The sequence below is a fragment of the Natrinema hispanicum genome (assembly GCF_004217335.1).
Taxonomy (GTDB): domain Archaea; phylum Halobacteriota; class Halobacteria; order Halobacteriales; family Natrialbaceae; genus Natrinema; species Natrinema hispanicum.
Window position 1 is genome coordinate 437,370 of record NZ_SHMP01000004.1, and the last position, 20,748, is coordinate 458,117.

The window sequence follows — 20,748 nt, forward strand, 5'->3', positions numbered from 1 at the left end:
AAGGGTATGGTTCGCAGTCTCGAGGATGCCGAGACGACGCCTGGGTGCGTTCTCGTCGGCACGTCCGAGTGGATTCGGACGGCAACGGCGGAACTTGCAGCCGAGGCGGTGACAGTCGCTGGGGTCGTCTCAGCTGCGTCCGACCTCACGGACGATCGACTCGAGACCGCAACGTGTGTCCTGACGGACGAGCGTGCCGCCCTTGCAGCCGTCGACGGAGCATGTCCGACCGTCTACGCGATCGATTCGACTGCCGACGAGGCGATCGACGACCTCCGAACCGAGGGCGCGACCGAAATCGTCGTCAAGCGGTCGGTTCAGAAACCACGGCTCCTCGCCCATCGGCTCCAGCGAACGCTCGCAGCTGTCGAATGCGAGCGCGGGCGAGCACTGACCGACCAGCACAGATATCAAGCGGCGCTCGATGCGCTCTCCGACGCGACCAGCCACGTACTCGCTGCCGACTCGGAAACGGCCGCTTGCGAGTCCCTCGTCGACATCGTCGCCGACGTACTCGAGATCGACGGCGTCGTCTATCGGTTCGACGATCGGGCCACCGAACTCCGTCCGGTGGCACACTCAGCAGCCTACGAATCGACGGGTGGCTCCCCCGCAGCGGTCGAACCCAACGGTAGTAGCATCTGGGAGACGTTCGTCACCGGCGACCCGTCAACCGCTGACGATATCGCAACGTCGCCAGCCGCCCCTGACGCGAGTGCTTCCCAGAGCGGACTCGCCGTTTCGCTCGGCGAACACGGCGTGTTCGTCGCGGTCTCGAGCGCTCCCGACGCCGACAGTGAGCTCGTCGAACCGTTCGCGATGGCGACGGAAGCAGCGCTCGATCGCATCGGACAACGCCAGCGACATCACGACTGTGAACGCGACCTCGAACGGCAAACTCGCCGACTCGAGCGCCTCGATGCCGCACTCGAGACGCGCCGAAACGTCGAACAGTCTCTCCTGACAGCTGATTCCCGGACGGAGATCGAACGCGGCGTCCTCGCACGTCTCACCAAGTGCGACGCGTGTTCGCTGGCCTGGTTCGGCGAGCCCGACGCGAACGGGGACAATCTCGAGCCGCGCGCTCACGCCGGGCACGATCGTGGGTATCTCGACGCGGTACCGGTACCGACGGTCGACGAATCGACCGCCGAACCGGCGGGACGGGCGGCGCGAACGAAAGCGCCGGTCTACGTCGAGAACGTCGCGGAATCGGTCCACGACGGCGCGTGGCGCGGTGAAGCACTCTCGCGCAACGTCCAGTGTGTGTACGCGGTGCCGCTCGTCTATGATGGGTTTCTCTACGGCGTTCTGTCGATCTACGGGGATCAGCGGGACGCGTTCGACGAGCCGTTTCGGTCGATGCTCGCCGACCTCAGCGAGACGATCGCGTACGCGATCGACGCCGTCACCCGGACGCACGCGCTGTCCGATGTCGGTTGGACCGAAGTGGAACTCGAGGTTGCAGCGGATGCGACGCTGTGTCGGCTGGCTGCGTTCCTCGACGAGCGCGTGCGCTATGCCGGTGTGACGGCTCGAGACGACGAGGCACAGGTCGTGTTCGCGGCCGTCGACGGGTCGCTCGAGGGGCCGATAGAGACCGAAGCCCACGCCTCAGTCGATGGAATCAGCCAGGTCGTCACGGTCGCCGAACACGAAGACGAGACGGTACTGCAACTCCGGTTGACTGAGCCCTCGCTGGGAGCGATTACCGACGCCCACGGAGCGCAGTTACGCGAGTTCGTGGCCGACACCTCGGGTGGACGTGCACACATCGACGTCCCAGACGCGGTCGACGTTCACGACCTCATCGCCGGGCTCAGGCGAACCGGTCCCGATATGTCGATAGTTGCTCGCCGTGCCGTGGCGACGGATGGCTGTTCGACGGTGGCCAACCACGCGCGCAGTGTCTTGCTCGAGACGCTCACCGATCGCCAGCGAGAGGTCGTCCAGACGGCATACCACGGTGGGTTCTTCGAGTGGCCTCGGCACGCAAACGGGGAAGTGATCGCGGACTCCCTCGAGATTTCCTCGCCCGCCTTTCACAAGCACGTTCGGGCCGTCGAACGGAAGCTCTTTGCCGTCCTGTTCGAGGGAGCAACTGCGTCCGAGGTTAACTGATTAACCATCTGCTGTGGCGGCCCTTACACAGTTAACAAGTAGGTTCTTTACAACAACTCGTGAACCACGAAACGACTTCCCACCGCCGTACTGGGGGTACGTACAAGCCATGAGCAAGATGAGTTCACCAACACCGGCGACCGAGATTGGGGATCACCATTCCATGCACTACGATCGACTCGGCGACGAACCGCTTAGCGTCGCCGTCGCGGACGCCGTTGCAACATTCTTAGACGAAGACATCACTGAACTCGAGCCACTACATTATTCGATCAACGCCGATGCGCTCGAGCGACTGTTCGAACCGCATGCGAGCGGCCTCCGCCCCAACGGCTCAGTGTCTTTCGAGTACAGCGAGTGTCTGGTGACCGTCACAGCAGCCGGCGAGATTCGCGTCGAAACCGTCTAGCGACTCGACGCCGTCTGCGGGCATAGCGGTATCCTCCATTTTGCGTTCGACACCCCGTACCGAGAAACGAGAGCGACTGGGTGTTCACGGACTGTTGGCCAACAGTATATAAGCAGGTCCGTCTCGAACGCTCGAGTATGCCACCTCGCTTTCTCGTCCCGACCGATGGGAGCGACCCCGCAACCGCAGCGCTCGAGCACACGCTCGATATCGCCAATGAGCGGGACGCGACCGTCCACCTGCTTCACGTCGCGGACACGAACCAACCGAGCCTCACCCGACTCGGCACTGACGTCGTCGACGTCCTCGAGGAGGAAGGCGAATCGGTCGTCTCGGAGGGTGCCACGCTCGCCGAGGAACGCGGCGTGTCCGTTGTCACGGACGTCGTCCAGGGTGATCCTCGGCCGACGATCGTCGACTACGTCAGCGCCGACGCGTTCGAGTTCATCGCGATGGGTGCCCACGGTCGGCGCGGACTGGGAGAATACGTTCTCGGGAGCGTCACGGATCACGTCGTAAACCGAAGTCCAGTACCAGTGATGACGGTTCGAGCAGCCGACGGCGTGACGCCGACGTATCCCTACACCGACGTACTCGTTCCGACCGATGGGAGCGACCATGCAACGGCGGCACTGAAACTGGCAGCGGCGGCCGCCGAACGTACCGGTGCGACGCTTCACTTGCTGTCTATCGTCGACGAACTCCCGGAGGTCGGCGACGCAGAATCGGCACAGCTCTCCGAGCAACTCGAGGAGAACGTCCAGACGGTTCTCGACGAGGCAGCAACGACCGCCACGCAGGCGGGCGTCGACGACGTCACGACGACCATTGCAACCGGCACGATGCCACAAGAGGTCACGAGATATGCCGACGAGAAGGAGATCGATCTCGTCGTGATGGGGACACACGGCCACACCGGCCTCGACCGACACCTACTCGGGAGTTTCACCGAGCGGGTGATCCGCACGTCGCCGGTGCCCGTCCTGACCACGCGGGCGGACGAGCAGGCGTGATACTATCACGACCACGTTACCCGCCAGAACGAGCGCTCGAGTCGCCGGCACAGTCGCTGTTGGGACGGACACGATGTGGTTTCCCTCCCACGGAAAATAGAACGTTCAACAACGTACTAATATCTTGATCAGGAAACAAAGGGCAATGGGTCCCCAAACGGCATGCCGAAACGAGATGGTGAGAATACCGTGACCGAACAATCGCTTCCGTTGCTCGAGCGGGTCCGGTCGGAAATAACGAGAACCCGGCTCCGGGCTGCGTTCGTCGTCCTCGTTCTTCTGTCTGCCGCCGTCGTCGCCAGCGCAGCGGGAGAAGGCGTTTCGACGGCCTCGAGAGAAGGCGTCCCGAACGCACCGCAGACGGAGAACCACACGGTCGTCACCGAATCCGGCCGTGCCGGGACGATCACCGCCTATCAGCCCAACGGCGAGGTCCTCTACTACAACAACTCGCGGACGAAGTACTTCGACGTCGATCCTGTCGAGGGCGATCCGTTAACCGTCGAATACGCCGCGACGGATACGATTCACACCGAAGGCGAAAACTGTGGCGCTCCACCGTGTACCCGCAACGTCATCGAGCGCACCGACCTCGAGACAGGTGAGGTGGAGGTGCTCTACGAGCGCTACGACTACAAGGAGTACGCCGGGGAGTGGCACGACGTCGACCGCATCAACGAGACCCACTTCGTCGTCGCCGACATGGTCGCTGATCAGGTCTTCATCGTCAACACCGAGACGGCAGTCGTCGAGTGGCTCTGGGACGCCCAGAGCGACTTCCCGCTCGAGGGTGGTCACTCCTGGCCCCGTGACTGGGCACACATCAACGACGTCGAGTACATCGAGAGCGGGCAGATGGAGGGCCGAATCATGGCCAGTCTGCGTAATCAGGACCAAGTCGTCTTCCTCGATCGAGAAGAGGGCCTGCTCGAAGAGTGGACGCTCGGGTCGGAAAACGAATACGACATCCTCCACGAACAGCACAACCCCGACTACATCCCTGAGAGCCAAGGCGGGCCGGCAGTCCTCGTTGCCGACTCTGAAAATGCCCAGATCAAGGAGTTCCAGCGTGAAGACGGCGAGTGGAAGCAGACCTGGCTGTGGGAAGACGATCAGATCCAGTGGCCACGGGACGCCGACCGGCTTCCAAACGGCAACACGCTGATCGCAGACACCCACGGCAACCGCGTCATCGAGGTCAACGAATCCGGCGATATCGTCTGGGAGGTCGGCTCGTCACTCCCCTACGAAGCCGAACGCCTCGAGACCGGCGACGAAAGCGAGGGCGGCCAGAGCACCCAGGCGCTCGGCCTCGAGAACCGAACCGCAGCCGAGACCAGCAGCGGCGGTGGCGGCGGCGGGGGCGAACTCGAGTTCAGCCCCTTCGAATTCCTCGGCGATTTCGTCGAGACGATCCTCCCACATCGGATCTACAACGCCCTGCTGTTCGTGAGTCCAGTCTGGATGGGTGCCTCCGAGTTCGCCGCAATTGGCGTCGCGCTGCTGACCGGCCTCTCGTGGGCCGGCCTCGAGATCAGGTGGCAACTCCGCGATGCTGGCGTCCGATTCCGGCTGCCGGTCTACCGACAGGGCGGCAACTAACCGAACTCGAGGTCCGTTCCGTTTTTCGATCGATCACGCCAACAGGTGGCCGCCGAGGAGATACAACGCCGCGAGAATCGACTGGAACGACAGCGAGCCGACCGCCGACAGCGCGACGAACGCGCGCCCGTCCATCTCCGAGAGTCCCGCAGGGACGGTCAGTAGCCCGCGGACGAACAACATCGTGTTGCTTACGGCGACGGCCACCGCGCCCCAGCGATCGAACCAGCCGTCGAACCGCTCGAGTCGCGACTCGGTGACCGGAAACCAACTCTTTCGGATGACGTACTCCCGGCCAGCCCGGCGGACGAGACAGAACAGGCCGAACTGACCGATCGTCGTGCCGGCGACCGCAATCGCGACGATCGTCACCACTTTCGACATTGACGACCCGATCAACGCCAGTGCGGCCGGGACGACGAGTTCGCTCGGCATAAATCGCAGCAGCATCGCACCCTCGAGGACACAGATCCCGAAGAACACCGCAAGCGCGAGTTCTGACGTCAGCATCGACTCGAGCCAGGACGGCATCTCCTCGAGTTGCAACGGATACATAACCCGTGCGTACTCCGTCCCGAATGTAAGCATTGTTGATTCAGCTCCGCTGATCAGTCGCGACAGTGGTTGTCGTCCAACGGTAGGTATCCGTCGCTCCCGCTTTCGAAGAGCATAAGCTATGTGGTGGTACCAGCCGAATAAACCGCCGATGGAGATTGGACGGGTGTTGTTTCTGGCAGGTGCGTTCGCGACCCATTCGTTCGTCGGCTACGCCCTCGTTGCCGGACTCACCGACGCTGACCCGCGGATCGGGCTCGTCTTCGGACTGCTCCCGGACGCCGACTTTCTCTTTCCAGCGGATTGGGCCTGGCCGTTCGTTCACCGCGGGATCACCCACACGCCCCTGTTCGCGCTGGCAGTCGTCGCTGGTGGGTACGCCGTTGGGCGTCAGCGATCCACGCCGATCGGTCGACGCGTCGGGCTCGCCGTCGGACTTGCGCTTGGCTCCCATCTCGCGATCGATTCGCTGTCGCCGAAGGGGATCGACTTCCTGTTTCCGCTTCGGACGAGTTGGAGCCCCGGCTTGCCAGTCCACAGTCCGACCGCGACAGTCGTACTCTGGACCGCGTCGCTTGCGCTCCTCGTTTGGGATGCAAACGAGCAGCGGTGGATGTAAGCTTCGAGTCGGCCCAGAATCGAGCGCGACCGGATGGCCGGTACGATTAGCCTGCTTGCGCGGCCACCGCCGACAGCCCCATCGTCACAAGTAGCGACGCGAACAGCGCAATAGAGCCGACGAGCAACAACGCCCGGTTGATCCGGCTGTTCTTGGATTTGAACCACTCGAGTGTGACGTGATACCGCCAGAGCGGGGCAAACGGGCTGATCCCCATCGGCGTCACGACGTCACCAGCGAGGTGTGCGAGGATGCCGCCGGTGCCGACGAGGAATCCGAAGCGGAACGCCACCGGCGTCGCGGGGACGAGGAGGTCGGTCCCGATACCCGCGACCAGCCCGACGAGGAGGGCAAACCAGACGGTATGGGTTGGCCCACGATGGCGCAGTCGCGGTAGCGGCTGATCGAGATCGGGGATATTAGCGACCCCGACAGCCACAACCGCCCCGACCAGTGCTAACTCGAGCGACCAGACGGAGCTCACGAGGGGGAGAACCGGCGCATAGAGCAAAGCGTTGAAACCGGAGTGACCCTCTCGGTACATGGTCGGGAAGATCATCGGAGCCGGACGGAAATGACGCTGTCGGCCAGCAGCCGCTTACCGCACCGCTCGGACGCCGAACGCCGACACCGACAGCCCGCCGATCAGGACCGGCATCCAGTAAATCGCGCCCCGGAAGATGAGGACGGCCGCGGTGATGGCCGACGCCGGAACACCGGTCGTTGGCACGAGCAGCGTGACGAACGCGGCTTCGATACTGCCGAGCCCACCTGGTAGCGGCGCAGCGCCTGCGAGGTTCGCAAGCGGGATGACAAACAGCAGGACGTACGCCGAGACGTCGTACCCGATCGCGTCGAACGCGACCGTAAGCGCGGCCGTCTGAAAGAGCCACCCACACAGCGACAGGCCGATGACGGCGGCCAGTCGCCACCGATCCGTCGCCACGCGTTCGATGTTCTCGAAAAACCGCCCCAGTCGGTCGGCGATGTCTTCCTCGAGCGTCTCGGAGTCGAAGCGCTCGAGTCCGAGCCGGCCGAGTCGGGGAGCGATGATCCCGGGAAGTCGCTCGACGATCGTCCGGTGGTACCGCCAGACGAGCGCCATTACGAGGACGATACCCCCGATCAACACGACCGCCGAGCCGACGGCCGTCTCGAGGCGCTGGCCGATCGCCGCGGTGGTCGCGTAGTAGCCGACACCCACGAGGATCAGCGAGATCGATGGGACGACATTGATGACGTCGACAGTCGCGATCCCGACGAGGCTGGTTTCGTAACGGGCGTCGGAAGTCTTCGAGATAAGCAAGGCAGCGATCGGTTCACCGCCGGCCTGCCCGAACGGGGTGACATTGTTCGCAAAGACGGCTCCAGCATAGACGAGAAACGACTTCCCGACCGGGATCTCGATACCGAGCGCGACTAGCACGGTCCGAAGCATCAGACTCCAGGCGGCCAGCCAGCCGAGCGCGAGTGCAAACGTTGCGACGACCCGAGAGGGTGAAGCCGACAGCAACGAGTCGAGGACGTCACGGGCACCAACGAGGAAAAACAAAACCGCGAAGGCCGCGATCGCTCCGGCGATGCCGATGAGAAATGCTCGCCGATTTCGATCGTCCATGCCGGATATGACTCATCAGTAAACTTGAAACATCTGATCGGCACCGACCCAGTCGAAACATGTCGCGTCAACCCCTTCAATCGATTTATTTGCGTGGAGCGAAGTGTGGCCAGTAATGAACAGGACTCGCCAGTCGAACGTCCTCTTCGTCGTTCTGGATACGGTCCGGAAGGATCGCCTCGAGCCGTATGGATACGAGCGGGCGACGACGCCGGAACTCTCGCGGTTTGCCGAGGAGGCGACCGTCTTCGAATCGGCGATCGCACCTGCGCCGTGGACGCTACCGGTTCACGCCTCGCTGTTTACCGGCCAGTATCCGAGCCAGCATGGGGCCGATCAGGGCAGTCCGTATCTCGACGGCGATACGACCCTCGCGTCGGTCCTGTCAGCGGCCGGGTACGACACGGCCTGTTACTCCTCGAACGCCTGGATTACCCCCTACACTGGCCTTACCGAGGGCTTCGACGCACAGGACTCCTTTTTTGAGGTGCTGCCCGGCGACGTCCTCTCGGGGCCGCTTGCGAGCGCGTGGCAGGCGATCAACGACAACGACTACCTCCGCGATCTGGCATCGAAGCTCGTCCACCTCGGCGCGATGGCGCACTCCAAACTTGCCAGCGGCGAGAGCGCCGACTCGAAGACGCCGTCGGTCATCGACCGCACGAAGTCCTTCATCGACGACAGCGACAGCGACGACGGCTGGTTCGCGTTCGTCAACCTAATGGACGCCCACCTCCCGTATTACCCGCCCGAGGAATACCGCGAGGAGTTCGCCCCCGGCGTCGACCCCGACGATGTCTGCCAGAACTCCAAGGAGTTCAACTCCGGTGCGCGAGACATCGACGACGATGAGTGGGATGCGATTCGCGGCCTCTACGACGCCGAAATCGCCCACATGGACGCCGAACTCGGCCGCCTATTCGACTGGCTGCGCGAAACCGGGCAGTGGGAGGAGACCACCGTCGTCGTTGCAGCCGACCACGGCGAACTCCACGGCGAACACGACCTGTACGGCCACGAGTTCGCCCTCTACGACCAGCTCATCAACGTCCCGCTGCTCGTTAAGCATCCCGACCTCGAGGCCGACCGTCGTGACGACCTCGTCGAGTTGCTTGACTGCTATCACACCGTGTTAGACACACTGGATGTCGATCCCGAGACGGTCGGTATGGGCGGCGATACCGCTGGTGCCGTCGCTCGCGACCCGACCCGCTCGCTGCTCGCCGACGAGTACCGCGCCTTCGACGGGGCTGCCGACCTCGATGCTGGGCAGCAGGCGATCCTCGAGGGCGACGACGCGAACGACTACGCGTTCGTCGAGTACGCCCAGCCGGTCATCGAACTGCACCACCTCGAGGAGAAAGCCAGCGAGGCCGGGATCGACCTGCCCGACGACCACCGCGCATACTCACGACTCCGTGCCGCCCGAAGCACCGACGCAAAGTACGTTCGCGCGGATCGAATCCCCGATGAGGGCTACCGCCTCGACGAGGATCCCGACGAAACGTCGCCGGTCGAGCCAGCCGACGACGACGTCGTCGCTGCGACCGAGCAGGCACTCGCCCGCTTCGAGGCAAACGCCGGCGGCGCGTGGGACGATCCGTCCGAGACCAATACCGACGATGTCGACGCCCTCGAGGAGGCCGACGAAGAGACCCGCGACCGGCTTCGGGAGCTCGGTTACCTCGAGTGACACATCGATCCGACGTGACGCTGTCCGACGGTATTGCGGCTTACAGGTCCGAAAAGTACTGTTTTAGTGACTTTCCCGGAACCAACAAGAATACATAGGTTGGTTCGCAAGATAGTCGCAACTAATGGACGACCAGCACTTCCTCGAGTCGGAGTGGGACTACTGTCTCGTGCTGGATGCGTGTCGGTATGACGTGTTCAGCGAGGTCTACGACGAATATCTCGACGGGACGCTGGAAAAGCGCTGGAGTGTCGGCTCGTCGACACCGGAATGGGCCTATCGGACCTTCACCGAGGAACACGACATCGCGTACTTCTCTGGGAATCCGTTTATCAACGACCTCGGAATCCCGTTGAACGAACTCAAGTGGGGGGCCAGTTGTGACTACGAGTGGTCGGCCTCGAATCACATCAGCAACGTCTTCGACGTGTGGAAGTCGGGCTGGGACGACGACCTCGGCACGGTTCCACCGGACAGTCTCGCAGAGGCGTTCTACGACAATCAGGACGCCGTTGAGGAAGCCGACCGGACGGTGCTACACTACATGCAGCCCCACGCACCCTACCTCGCCCGCGGCAAGGGCCAGAAGCTCAAACAGATCCAGAAGGGCATCCGGAAACAAGAAGAAGCCGAGGAAAGCGAGGACGGTGGCGGTGGGGCGCTTGCCTCACTCGGCGATACGCTCCGGCCGAAAGTCGAGGACAAACTCGAGGGCAGCGAACTCGCACAGAAAGCGGGCCTGTGGCTCGAGCTCGATCCCACCGAGGTCGTCACGAACGGCACGCGCGAGGCGGCGATGGCCCTCTACGAAGAGAACCTGCGGATCGCCCTCGAATCCGTCGCCGACATCGTCGACGAACTCGACGGCACCGTCATCGTGACCGCAGACCACGGCGAAGCCTTCGGCGAGGAGGGCGTCTGGGAACACCACATCGAGACGCACATCCCGGCACTCATGGAAGTGCCGTGGCTCGAAGTCGAGTGACGCCGCGATCGAACGGGAACGAAGACACCGGCCGTCGACTCACCGCGGCGGTCTCGCATCGTCAACGGTAACCAGCGCCCGGTACAGGAGAGTCAGGTATGAAAATCAGTCACTACTTCGAACTCGAATCCCACGTCACCGGCGGCATCCACGAGTCGGTCGTCCACCAGCGGAAGATGCTGGATCGACTGGACCTGACCTACACGACCGAACCGACGCTCGAGGCCGACGTCTTCCACTGTAATCTCATGGGACCGCGCTCGGTCTGGTATGCACGGCAGGCGCAATCGAACGGCGTGCCCGTCATCGCGAACACACACGTGACCGCCGAGGACTTCGGCGACAGCTTTCGGTTCACGAACGCCCTCGCGAAGCCGCTCAAGCCGTATCTCGAGTGGGCCTACGGGTTGGCCGACGCACTCGTCTGTCCGTCCGAGTACAACCAGGACCTGATCGAGACGTACACCGATGTGCCGACGACGGTCGTCTCGAACGGCGTCGATCGGTCGAAGCTCGCGGGGTTCCAATCACTCGAGGACGAGTATCGTGATCGGTACGACCTCGAGTCACCGACCGTTTTCCTCGTCGGCCACGTTATCAAGCGCAAGGGGCTCAAAACGTTCGTCGAACTGGCCCGCCGGCTGCCCGACCTGGATTTTGCCTGGTTCGGCCCGCTGGATCTCTCCCTGAAGGGCCGAGAGACGACGGCACTAATCGAGAACGCGCCGGACAACTGTACGTTCACCGGCTACGTCGACGATATCCGCGGCGCGTACGCAGCGGGCGATATCTTCTGTTTCCCCACCCACGAGGAAAACGAGGGGATCGCGTTGCTCGAGGCGATGGCTGCCGGCAAACCGGTGCTCGTCCGCGACATCGAGACGTTCTCGTGGCTCGAGGACGGCGAGGACAGCCTGAAGGTTTCGGGATCGGGCGTCGACGGCTTCGAGGCGGCGCTCGAGCGGCTCCGCGATCCGGAGCTCCGGGAGCGACTCGGATCGAACGCGGCCGACCGCAGCGAGGAATTTTCGCTCGAGGCGGTTGCGAACCAGTATCAGTCGTTGTACGAAGAGGTGGTTTGAATGAAGATCGGGTTCTTTACGGACAGTTACTTTCCCGAGATCGATGGCGTAACGTATACGATCAAACTCTGGCGCGAACAATTGGAACGGAAAGGCCACGAGGTGTACGTCGTCTACCCGGACGGCAACTACGAACCCGGCGAGCGCGAGATTCCGGTGACCTCGATGCCGAACCCCTTCTATGCCGGCTATCGAATCCCGCTGACCCGACGGCCGTCGACGCTACCCGACCTCGACGTCGTCCACTGTCACGGCCCCGCACCGATCGGAATCCTCGGCCGCTACTACGCCTGGAAACACGACCTCCCGGCGATCTACACCCACCACACGCCACTCGAGGAATACTTCCACCAGAGCATCAAACTCGAGTCGGTCGCGGGGCTACTCTCGAACCTCTATGTACCGGTCGAAAACAGCTTCCTCGGGAGTTTCGATATCGTCACCGCCTCGACCGAGCGGATCGACCGCGATGTCGAACACGTCCAGTTGCCAGTCGGGATCGACATGGACTTCTTCCAACCGACCGCGGAAGACTGGTACCCCGACCGGACGGTCGTCGGCTACAGTGGCCGGCTCAGCATGGAGAAAAACGTCAGCGAGATCCTTCGGGCCGCCGAGGCGCTGCCGGAGTACGACTTCGTCATCGTCGGTGACGGCCCGTACCGCGATTCCCTCGAGCGTACGGCCCCGGACAACGTCGAGATCCGTGACTTTCTCCCCCGCGAGGAGTTGCCCGTCTTCTACTCCTCGATCGATACGTTCGTCACGGCCTCGACCGCCGACACGCTCGGCCTCTCGACGCTCGAAGCCAACGCCTGCGGGACGCCCGTCGCTGCCGCCGACGTCGCGCCGTTTACTCGGACCATCGAGGCCGGTAACGGCGAACGGTTCACCTACGGCGACCGCGAGTCGATGGTCGAGGCCATCGAGACCTGTCTGGCGACCGACCGCGATACCAGAGCGGCCGTCGAACGCTACGCGGTCGACTATACCATGGATCATCTCGAGCAACTGTACGAGACCGTCCCGCTCGCGACGGACGAGAGTCCCACCGACGTCGAGAGTCCGTGGCATCTCTCCGACGAGGAGCGAAGCTGAGCCCGAGTGCTGATCGACAGTTCTGTCACGCGGTGTCGATTGTCCCGTCCTGACGGTCCCAGATCGGGCTGTGAGACCGCCCCTGCAGCTGACAACCGAGTTTTAGCTGACACGTTGATGCCACCGAGAGCAATCGACGAGACGTTCGTTTCGGGGGTCGCTCGTGTTGGGGCTGCAGAGCCTGCTCGAGTCCGTGTCGGTGGTGTTATCCGCATCGCCTGCTGAGGATTCAGTTGGACAGAGTGGAGCTCCTGCATACCCTTCTGTCCGTGCTGCCGCGTTACTGCGCGGCGGTGTTCTCAGCGACCGACTCGAGTCTGCGTTGTTGAATAGCGGTCAGGTGTCGAGAGCGTGCTGAGAGAGTGCGTTCGATACACACAGCTTGAACAGATCGTACACAACGTGAAGTACCCCGCGCGCGGTGGCGCGAGGCTTCGATGTCTACCCCGAACCGGGGGCAACCGAGTTTAATTCTTCTCGCGCTCCCCCAACGGGGTCGCGCCGACCACCGCGGTCGGTAACACCCGAACACAATACGTGTCCGTGAGAGTCGGCCCCTTCACCGAGGCCCGATGCCGTCCGTCTCACCTTCCAAACCCGTGGAAGGGTGTTGAGAGACGGTACATTCTCATCTGTCGTGGTGAACCACTCCTGACACACGCATACCGCTGCCTTCCTGTCAGCGTGATCCTGAAACTCACACCTCTTGCACTTGAACCGCTTCCCCCTGCGATTCCCGCGCTCTACGTGCAAACACGTGGTGCGGGGACACCGCTGGCTCGTGTACTCCGGATCCACGTCAACCGACGGCACACCATCACGTGCCGCCTTGTACGTGACCAAGCGACGGAGCTTGCGGAAGGGTAAGCTGTGCAGGCGGCGGTTCATCCGCGTGCCGTAGTCAAGACCGTCTCGCATGTCTTTGAGGTCTTCAAAGACGATGACCGGATTCTCGAATTGCGAGACCCACCTGACCACGTCACGCGACACTTTGTGGAGTTGGTCGTGAACGAAGTCCCGCTCCTCCTGTTGCACGACCGTCTCGAAGGCGGTCTGCCCGGCTTTCTGCATCCTCTTGCGCTTCGTGAAGTACTCGTGACGACGGCGTTTGATGTCCGGGTAGTCGAGGACAAGCGAATCAATCATATCACCGTCTTCCCGGTTCATCGCGGCGAGTGCGACGCAGTCCTCGTTGATGTCCACACCGACTACCGTATTGGATTCCGCCGGCGAGCGGACATCTGCAGCGGTGTTGGTGACGGTAACATGGAGTTCCCACTCCCCACGGTGTTGGAGGAGTTCCGCGGTACCCACACGCCACGCAGGGTTGTTGAGAGCAGTCGTGAGAAGATCGTGGTGGTCGGGACTGCCCTTCAACACACCTTTGACGTGATTGTAGGGCTTGGTGCTGATGCGGAATCGGTGTTCGCCGTTGTCTTCGGTGATGCGGTAGCCCTCACCGTGATTCATTTTCACGGCGTAGGGGCGGTGGATGATAGGGCTGGGTGCGCCCCAGTCTTGGTCATCCGCTTCGTAGTAATTGTCCAGCTCTTGATGGGCTTTGTCGAGGATTTGCTGGCAGGTGTTGTTGACGAGGTCGGCTTTCCCAATCACGGCGTCTTCGATGTCGCTCCAATTCCAGCCTTCGTAGTGAAGGCGGGTAATTTCGTTGCGGAGGCGACGGGCTTCGAGGGTGGCAGGTTTGAGCAGCTCCTCTCCTTCTTCAACCGCGAGTTGGAAGGTGAGGGAGAGGATCTGCTCCATACCTGTTATTGTCTGGTGACTTTCTGTTAAAGGCTGCGAGGTGGCTGCCGGGCTTCACCCCTGCCCACGGTGGGGCGGGGCACTCGCCCTCACTAACTAGTGTAGATGGGTCGGGAACCCGTCCGGAGCAACCGAAGTTAGTCTTGAGGGAGCGTCTGACCTGAGTGCTCAGGAGCAGGTGCAGGCGGCTCGTGTGTCCCGAAGTCGGGATGGGTTTCTTCCATCCAGATGTAGACGATCGCCCCGGAGACGAACATCAGGGCAGCGGTCAGATAGAAGGCGGCTTCGGCGTTTGCGAACTCCATCGAGAGCCCGATCAGGATTGCGCCGACGCCGTAGCCCGAGTCGCGCCACATCCGGTAGACGCCCATCCCAGTCGCACGCCACGTCGGGTGGGCTGCATCGCCCGGAACCGTCATCAGATTCGGATAGAGCAACGCCATTCCGAGGCCGGACACACCCGAGAGAACGGCCCACGGGAGATACCCGTCGACGAGTACCATCCCGAGGACGCCCGCACCGGTAAGGAACATTCCGACGACGACCGGCGGACGGCGACCGATCCGATCCGCGAGTCCACCGGTTGCAATCTGGAAGAAGTACATCGCGCTATGGATACCGACGACGAACCCGGCCGCTGCGATTCCGAGGCCTTGGCTCGTGAGATACAACGGGACGGCGAGCCAGAACAGCGTATCGACGAATTTCTCGATGTGGCCCGCCTGTGCCGCGGCAAACAGTGTCTTGTCGCCGTAGGTCGCCCGCTTTAGCACCTCGCCGAACGGGAGGTTCGCATCGTGGTGGTCGTCATCGTCGACCTCTACCTCGGCGAACTGGACGGTCTCCTTGATGAGAAAGATCGAAATCAGGAACGCCAGCACCACGACGACAGCGAGGAAGTAGAACGGCTCAGGCCGGAGACTCGTCCGGGCAGCGATGATACCCGTGACCCAGGCACCGACGGCGACGCCGCTGTACCCGAACGCCTCATCGATACCCACGGCTAACCCTCGTTGCTCGGGGCCTGCAAGGTCAATCTTGGCGTTGATCGCCATACTCCAGGTCAACGCCTGGTTGACGCCTAACAGGATGTTCCCGACGGTGATCCAGCCCCAGCTCGGTGCAAAGATGAGGATGACCGGGATCGGCAGTGCAGTCAGCCACCCGAGGACGAGCACGGGCTTGCGGCCGTATTCACCGCCCCACTTGCCGGCATAGAGGTTTAGGAGTCCTTTAACGAAGCCGAACGAGACGACGAACGAGCCAATGACGAACAGCGACTCGACGCCGAGCACGTCACGGCCGAGGACGGGCACGACGGCGCGTTCGGATCCGATGGTCAGCCCGGTGGCAAATACCAGGAGGACGTGGAGCGAGAACTGCCCGAGATGCTCGCGAATGCCCTGTTTGAGTTCAGTTTCCGTACTCATAGATCACTCCGCTGTGCAGTTGTTCGGGCCCAGTTCCAGTTCAGCCAGTTCGTCGTCGGGGACGGATTCTTGCCCCACGTTCGCTCGCTTGACACACTCGAGGTTCAGCGGATGGTCCGGAATAGCCGACGCAAGTTCCTGGATGAATTCCCCGTGGGTGCGGCCGAGTTCGCCGGGGCGACGCTCAGACATCAGTATGCACTCGTATGAGAAGGATTAGAATATAGGTACTGCCGGACATGACCGGCACTGTTAATCCGCACCAGGCCAAATAGCTCGTTATGGGTCTGTACGAGGCTTCGTTCCGGGTCAAACACGAGTGTCCGTATCGAGAAATTTCGGAACACTATCCGGATCTCACAATCCGCGAGTGGTACCTAAGCGACTGCCAAGTAATCGAAATTACCTCTCCAGAATCGCCAGCCGATGAACTCCTCGAGGAGATCGATCAAATCGGAACGCTTCTCCACAAGTCGGTGGACGACGACGGCCTCCACGTCGTCACGCAGTCCTGTCTCTGTTCGTTAGAGGACTCGATCATCGGTCGGTTTGAACAGTACAACTGTCTATACCAGCCGCCGACAATTCACCGCCACGGCTGGGAGCACTACACCGTAATCGCGTTCGACGAGAGCGATGTCCGCGCATTGCTGCAGGAGTTGGAAGATGATCGCGATATCGAGGTGCTTTCGAAAACGGCGATCACGGAACAGCAGATCCCCCACAGTATGCTCGCCCCGGTCGATCAACTGTTCGACGACGTCACTGAGCGACAGCTAGCTGCACTTCGGCTGGCACTGGAAAGCGGCTACTACGAACAGCCCCGGCAGACATCACTTCGTGAACTGGCATCGCAGACCGCCGTCGCACGCTCGACGTACGAAGAACACCTTCGGAAAGCCGAAAACAAACTCCTCACGAACGCGGGTCAGTTCTTGCGACTGGTCACCGCGACCTCGACGGCAGACCCATTAGACATCGACCGAACCCGACAGACTGAGCAAGCAGCTGACTGACCGGACGTCCACACTCCGAACTGGGCCCAGTTATCCGATCGTGAGTACTTTTTCGGCGGCCTCGACGATTCGGCGATCGTCGTCCATCGTGGCTCGCGATCTGAGGTCGTCCGCGTTCCGGCGGACGACCTGCTCTCCGTAGCTGCTGACAACGCCTTCCACAACTGGCATACCACTACGAGTTCTCTGCCCTCGGTGTCGAACCACTGGTCTTACAGCGCGGATCGATGCCACTCACGAAAGGACACAACGAACTCATCCGGCAAAGGGCCACTCTCAGCGCTGGCTGGAACCCTCGTACTCAACAACGAAGCGCTCACTCGGCGATGCTGTGCAAACGCTGGGCTGTATCGCCAGTTCCGTGAAATTGGTCTCATGTTCGCCATCAGTAACATAAAAATCTCTGTGAGCCACTCTAACCACCGCTCAGCAGCCATTAAACAAAGCAGTGTATTCTGAAAAATAGTTCCCAACAACTGACCAGCGTCTGTCCTCAGCGTTCAGTTAGTCGGTTGCCACCAGTCGTCGCCCTCGAGGATTTCGTCTTCGTCCTCCTCATCGACGGGGCTCGCGTTGACAGTGATGACCTCCTCATTATCGCCGAGTGGGGACCATTCGCGGCTCATCTGGAACACCTGCGGCTGGTTCTGGTCATCGTCGGCGTTAGTGATGAAGCCGAGATCTTCGTCGTACTCACCGACGTCGGCGTCGTGGGCGACGAACAGTGGGACGACCTCGTCGTTATTGAGCCACCGAATCTGATATGTGTTGTAGTCCGAGAACCAGCTATCGTTGACATCGCCGTAGTTTGGCACCCACTCGACGACACCCGACACGAATGTGAACCGGGCATCCGGGTAGAAGTTGCTGATGTGGATGAGCGCCTTCCACTCCTCGTCGAGGATGTCATCGTCTTGTGCCATCGCGGTACCGGAGGCACCGATAGCGAGCGCACTCGATGCGATCGCGCCTTTCTTCAAAAACGATCGCCGCGAATCGTCCGAATCGACGCTGAACATGCTGGTTTGCTCTGCTGTCATTACAGGATCTCTCCGTCGCCACGTCACCCCTCTGAACGGGTAAGCCACGGCCTTGCGATATAATTCCTCTTTGTTTTACTAAATATGCCAATTGATTCTGATACGTGAAATTCATTCCTGCCATCATCGGATATTTAACCAGTCTCTCGGCGGTTATCCGTGGCCAAGGCTTTGATCGTGACCGTGGATTCCGTCCAAGATGGCTCGAATCGCTGTCGCTCAGACAGCACTCATGGCGAAAGGCGGCGGAGCGGGCGTCTGTATGACCGTTCTCGAGGCCTTCCAGTCGGACCACGACGTAGAGCTGCTCACAGTGGCGCGGCCCGACTTCAGCGCGCTGAAGCAGTAGTTCACCACCGTCGGTTGACGTGTCCACGACAACTGGTGCTCTCATACCGACGAGGTCGCCGCTTTCTCGGTATTGCTACTCGTCTTCGACTGGTAGCGTCGTTGAAACTGCTCGGGGGGCTCCGAACCACGGAAAGACTCGCTTCGCCCGCCGTTCCTGCCTTGCGTTCGCTCCGTCGCTCACGCGAGACCACCGGGTTCTCCGCCTCTCCAGAATTTTACAGCGTCGTAACTCACGACGTTCGTGACTCCGTTGAAAAATGCCCGGGGAGGGCTCCGAACCCTCGATCTCCGCATGTCCCAGGTTCGAGGCTCGGCAGTCCTCGAGGGACACGGAGGCTTCCAAGGCGAAACCGCACCGAATCTCTGAACCCTATGAGTGCGGCGCTATGTCCAGCTAAGCCACCCGGGCTCGATTAGGAGTAGTGGCGTCTATTTCTTTAAGCTTCTCATTCGGATCCGCCGTGCAACGCGGACCCACGGATTTATCACATGGTGTTACTAACTCCGGAGCATGAGCGTTCCTGGTATCGTCACCGCTACTCTCGACGGCGAGGAGATCGCGGCACGCGTCTCCCTCGGCGGCGACGACGAGCTTTTCATTACGCCGACGCGGACCATCGTCTATCGTTCTGATGGCCTCCTGAGCGACGAATCAGCCGACGACTACCCACACGACGCCGACCGGCTGACCCTCTCGGAAGGCCGGCGCAAGACGAAGTTCACTCTCGAGTACGCTCTCGAGGGAGAACACGCGTTTACGGTTCCCTCGAGCGTGACCGACGAGGTCCTCCATCCCGTCCTCGCCGGTGTGTTAAGCGGCAACGGGATCACCGACCCCGGCGAGACGGTCGTCAAGACCTACCGCTTTAGCGAGTTGACCCTGATCATCACGAGCGAGCGGCTCGTCAAACACATCGGGGGCGCGGTCTGGGACGAAGACTACGAGGAGTACCGGTTCGAGGACGTGACGAACCTCGACTTCGAAGATGGCAGCGTCGCGACCCAAATCGTCCTCACCGTCGACGGCCGCCCTGAGCGGATCAAAGCCCCCAACGAGGAGGCTAACGATCTCCGAGAGCGGCTGAAACGCGCGCTGTTCGAGTATCACGACGTTGGCTCGCTCGAGGAACTCAACGAGTCGGTCGGTGACGACAACGAGGATGACAGCCGCGAGGCGTCGGTCGATTTCGGCAGTGGTGTCGATCCGCTCGATGCCGACCCGCCGGAGCCGGACGACGGCGACCGTGACACGCCGGCACGCAATAGCGCTGAGACCCAGTCGACTGATCCACTCGCCGACAGCGGGTCCGACGGGACTGCGGCTGCCGGCGCTGGACGACAGTCGAACACGAACGATGGGGTGCAGGCACAGTGGGCACAGGCGACAGAGAAAGCAACCCGCGACGACAGCGACAGCGCGGCGACAGCTGCAACCGCCGACTCGTTTTTCGAGGAGACTGGTGAAGCAGACACGGGGGACGGTACCGACGATCCTGCGCGGCAAGCCGAGCCCGTCACGACCGAGCCCGATCCCGAACTCATAGAGCGCCTCGAGGCACTCGAGGCAGCAGTCGAACGGCAAAACGAGATCATCGAACAGCAAGGGGAGACGATCGAGCAGTTGATCGCGGAGCTTCGGCAAGGTCGATAACACGCGGCGACAGCGACCGGCGACGGCGTCGACTTATTCCCGACCAGTCACTTTTCGGATACACGAGGAGCCGAAGGGACCGAGTTCGCCGGCCTCGAGGTTGATGAAGTAGCCGGTCGACAGCCCGGAGCCACAGCGCTTGCAGGTAAACTCGCCTTCTTTCGTGATAACGTCCTGGTCGAAACTGACGTACTGGCTGCTCTTCGGGCGGACGATCCCGTCCTCGCGCTCGATCAGCCCGCGGAGTTCGGCCTGATCGAGAATCGTTCGTGTGACCGTCGGATCGCTCGTAATCGTCTCGATCCGATCGATTACTGCGGCAAGCGAGAGCGATTCGTGCTCGAGTCGCGCGAGCAACGCCAGGCCGAGTTCGACGCGGTCATCGGTCACCGCAGCGTCTCCGGTCCGTCCATCCACGGGATGCTCCTCGTCGCGATCCATCTATCAGTGGGTCATCTCGGCGCGAATAAACGTGTTTGCCTCGAGAAGCTAGCCATGGAGTCACAGGCAAGAACGGTGTCGGCGGTTCCCACGGCATGAGAATCCGCCAGTCGTTGATACTGTCGCTCCGCTCTTTTTCGAGCGAGAGCAGGATCCGACCGGAGCGAGACTCCGGCGACCGCACCCCAATGACCCGGATAACGACCGACAGCACACCACGAGCGAGGACCAATCCACGTACCCTGACAAGTCTGCGTGAC

At 61.8% G+C, this 20,748-nt stretch carries 20 protein-coding genes, 1 tRNA gene and 2 pseudogenes; 13 read left to right on the forward strand and 10 right to left on the reverse strand.

Translation table 11 applies throughout. The features are described from left to right. Positions 1–6 precede the first annotated feature (6 nt). The 4 genes from BDK88_RS09100 to BDK88_RS09115 all read left to right on the forward strand — a co-directional run bounded on the left by BDK88_RS09100 (position 7) and on the right by BDK88_RS09115 (position 5,145). Positions 7–2,121, forward strand: coding sequence for a GAF domain-containing protein (locus BDK88_RS09100; protein ID WP_130500160.1), 2,115 nt, complete (start codon positions 7–9; stop codon positions 2,119–2,121). A 118-nt stretch (positions 2,122–2,239) separates the two neighbouring features. Then, positions 2,240–2,530 carry a HalOD1 output domain-containing protein gene (locus BDK88_RS09105; RefSeq protein ID WP_130500161.1) on the forward strand — a complete coding sequence of 97 codons (291 nt, stop codon included), beginning with the start codon at positions 2,240–2,242 and terminating at the stop codon, positions 2,528–2,530. Positions 2,531–2,667: 137 nt separating this feature from the next. Then, positions 2,668–3,543 carry a universal stress protein gene (locus tag BDK88_RS09110; RefSeq protein WP_130500162.1) on the forward strand — a complete coding sequence of 292 codons (876 nt, stop codon included), beginning with the start codon at positions 2,668–2,670 and terminating at the stop codon, positions 3,541–3,543. Between the two features lie 189 nt (positions 3,544–3,732). Beyond that, positions 3,733–5,145 (forward strand): aryl-sulfate sulfotransferase, encoded by a 1,413-nt coding sequence (locus tag BDK88_RS09115; RefSeq protein ID WP_207225261.1) that lies wholly within the window; start codon positions 3,733–3,735, stop codon positions 5,143–5,145. A 33-nt stretch (positions 5,146–5,178) separates the two neighbouring features. Here BDK88_RS09115 and BDK88_RS09120 read toward each other — a convergent pair whose 3' ends face one another. Further along, complete coding sequence (locus BDK88_RS09120; RefSeq protein WP_130500616.1) at positions 5,179–5,700, reverse strand: DedA family protein; 522 nt, start codon at positions 5,698–5,700, stop codon at positions 5,179–5,181. 151 nt (positions 5,701–5,851) lie between these two features. Here BDK88_RS09120 and BDK88_RS09125 point away from each other — a divergent pair, with 151 nt between their 5' ends. Then, a complete protein-coding gene (locus tag BDK88_RS09125) occupies positions 5,852–6,319 on the forward strand; it encodes a metal-dependent hydrolase (protein ID WP_130500164.1) in 468 nt (155 codons plus the stop codon). Between the two features lie 46 nt (positions 6,320–6,365). Here BDK88_RS09125 and BDK88_RS09130 read toward each other — a convergent pair whose 3' ends face one another. Next, on the reverse strand, positions 6,366–6,863 hold the full coding sequence (locus BDK88_RS09130; RefSeq protein ID WP_130500165.1) for a metal-dependent hydrolase: 498 nt from the start codon (positions 6,861–6,863) through the stop codon (positions 6,366–6,368). Between the two features lie 54 nt (positions 6,864–6,917). Continuing rightward, positions 6,918–7,937, reverse strand: coding sequence for a lysylphosphatidylglycerol synthase transmembrane domain-containing protein (locus BDK88_RS09135; protein ID WP_130500166.1), 1,020 nt, complete (start codon positions 7,935–7,937; stop codon positions 6,918–6,920). Between the two features lie 115 nt (positions 7,938–8,052). On the opposite strand from BDK88_RS09135, the gene BDK88_RS09140 reads away from it, so the two are divergent. The 4 genes from BDK88_RS09140 to BDK88_RS09155 all read left to right on the forward strand — a co-directional run bounded on the left by BDK88_RS09140 (position 8,053) and on the right by BDK88_RS09155 (position 12,795). Further along, a complete protein-coding gene (locus BDK88_RS09140) occupies positions 8,053–9,630 on the forward strand; it encodes a sulfatase (RefSeq protein WP_130500167.1) in 1,578 nt (525 codons plus the stop codon). Between the two features lie 124 nt (positions 9,631–9,754). Beyond that, on the forward strand, positions 9,755–10,615 hold the full coding sequence (locus BDK88_RS09145; protein ID WP_130500168.1) for a hypothetical protein: 861 nt from the start codon (positions 9,755–9,757) through the stop codon (positions 10,613–10,615). 98 nt (positions 10,616–10,713) lie between these two features. Further along, positions 10,714–11,697 (forward strand): glycosyltransferase family 4 protein, encoded by a 984-nt coding sequence (locus tag BDK88_RS09150; protein WP_130500169.1) that lies wholly within the window; start codon positions 10,714–10,716, stop codon positions 11,695–11,697. Continuing rightward, positions 11,698–12,795 carry a glycosyltransferase gene (locus BDK88_RS09155; RefSeq protein ID WP_130500170.1) on the forward strand — a complete coding sequence of 366 codons (1,098 nt, stop codon included), beginning with the start codon at positions 11,698–11,700 and terminating at the stop codon, positions 12,793–12,795. It abuts the gene before it with no gap. Positions 12,796–13,236: 441 nt separating this feature from the next. Here the strand turns inward: BDK88_RS09155 and BDK88_RS09160 are convergent, their stop codons facing one another. The 3 genes and pseudogenes from BDK88_RS09160 to BDK88_RS09170 form a co-directional block, all read right to left on the reverse strand. Beyond that, positions 13,237–14,559 carry an RNA-guided endonuclease TnpB family protein gene (locus BDK88_RS09160; protein WP_130500171.1) on the reverse strand — a complete coding sequence of 441 codons (1,323 nt, stop codon included), beginning with the start codon at positions 14,557–14,559 and terminating at the stop codon, positions 13,237–13,239. Positions 14,560–14,696: 137 nt separating this feature from the next. Continuing rightward, complete coding sequence (locus BDK88_RS09165; protein ID WP_130500172.1) at positions 14,697–15,989, reverse strand: MFS transporter; 1,293 nt, start codon at positions 15,987–15,989, stop codon at positions 14,697–14,699. Between the two features lie 3 nt (positions 15,990–15,992). Continuing rightward, a pseudogene (locus tag BDK88_RS09170) lies at positions 15,993–16,139 on the reverse strand (MBL fold metallo-hydrolase); the annotation flags it as partial. A gap of 131 nt (positions 16,140–16,270) precedes the next feature. Here BDK88_RS09170 and BDK88_RS09175 point away from each other — a divergent pair. Next, positions 16,271–17,005, forward strand: a complete 735-nt coding sequence (locus BDK88_RS09175; protein ID WP_130500173.1) for a helix-turn-helix domain-containing protein — start codon at positions 16,271–16,273, stop codon at positions 17,003–17,005. Between the two features lie 30 nt (positions 17,006–17,035). On the opposite strand, the gene BDK88_RS21515 is transcribed toward BDK88_RS09175, so the two are convergent. Then, on the reverse strand, positions 17,036–17,176 hold the full coding sequence (locus tag BDK88_RS21515) for a hypothetical protein (protein ID WP_207225262.1): 141 nt from the start codon (positions 17,174–17,176) through the stop codon (positions 17,036–17,038). On the opposite strand from BDK88_RS21515, the pseudogene BDK88_RS09185 reads away from it, so the two are divergent. Beyond that, positions 17,108–17,424, forward strand: a pseudogene (locus tag BDK88_RS09185) (IS5/IS1182 family transposase); the annotation flags it as partial. The gene BDK88_RS21515 and the pseudogene BDK88_RS09185 sit on opposite strands and share 69 nt — an antisense overlap. A gap of 81 nt (positions 17,425–17,505) precedes the next feature. Here BDK88_RS09185 and BDK88_RS09190 read toward each other — a convergent pair. Continuing rightward, positions 17,506–18,045, reverse strand: coding sequence for a twin-arginine translocation signal domain-containing protein (locus BDK88_RS09190; RefSeq protein WP_130500174.1), 540 nt, complete (start codon positions 18,043–18,045; stop codon positions 17,506–17,508). 199 nt (positions 18,046–18,244) lie between these two features. Here BDK88_RS09190 and BDK88_RS21145 point away from each other — a divergent pair, with 199 nt between their 5' ends. Then, the gene (locus BDK88_RS21145; RefSeq protein WP_165396937.1) at positions 18,245–18,394 is read left to right on the forward strand and encodes a hypothetical protein; all 150 of its coding nucleotides are present in this window, start codon (positions 18,245–18,247) and stop codon (positions 18,392–18,394) included. Between the two features lie 260 nt (positions 18,395–18,654). On the opposite strand, the gene BDK88_RS09195 is transcribed toward BDK88_RS21145, so the two are convergent. Further along, positions 18,655–18,805: transfer RNA gene (locus BDK88_RS09195), tRNA-Met, on the reverse strand. Between the two features lie 102 nt (positions 18,806–18,907). On the opposite strand from BDK88_RS09195, the gene BDK88_RS09200 reads away from it, so the two are divergent. Further along, the gene (locus BDK88_RS09200) at positions 18,908–20,047 is read left to right on the forward strand and encodes a DUF7115 domain-containing protein (RefSeq protein WP_130500175.1); all 1,140 of its coding nucleotides are present in this window, start codon (positions 18,908–18,910) and stop codon (positions 20,045–20,047) included. A 33-nt stretch (positions 20,048–20,080) separates the two neighbouring features. Here BDK88_RS09200 and BDK88_RS09205 read toward each other — a convergent pair whose 3' ends face one another. Next, positions 20,081–20,488, reverse strand: coding sequence for a DUF5830 family protein (locus tag BDK88_RS09205; RefSeq protein ID WP_008012151.1), 408 nt, complete (start codon positions 20,486–20,488; stop codon positions 20,081–20,083). Positions 20,489–20,748: the final 260 nt, after the last annotated feature.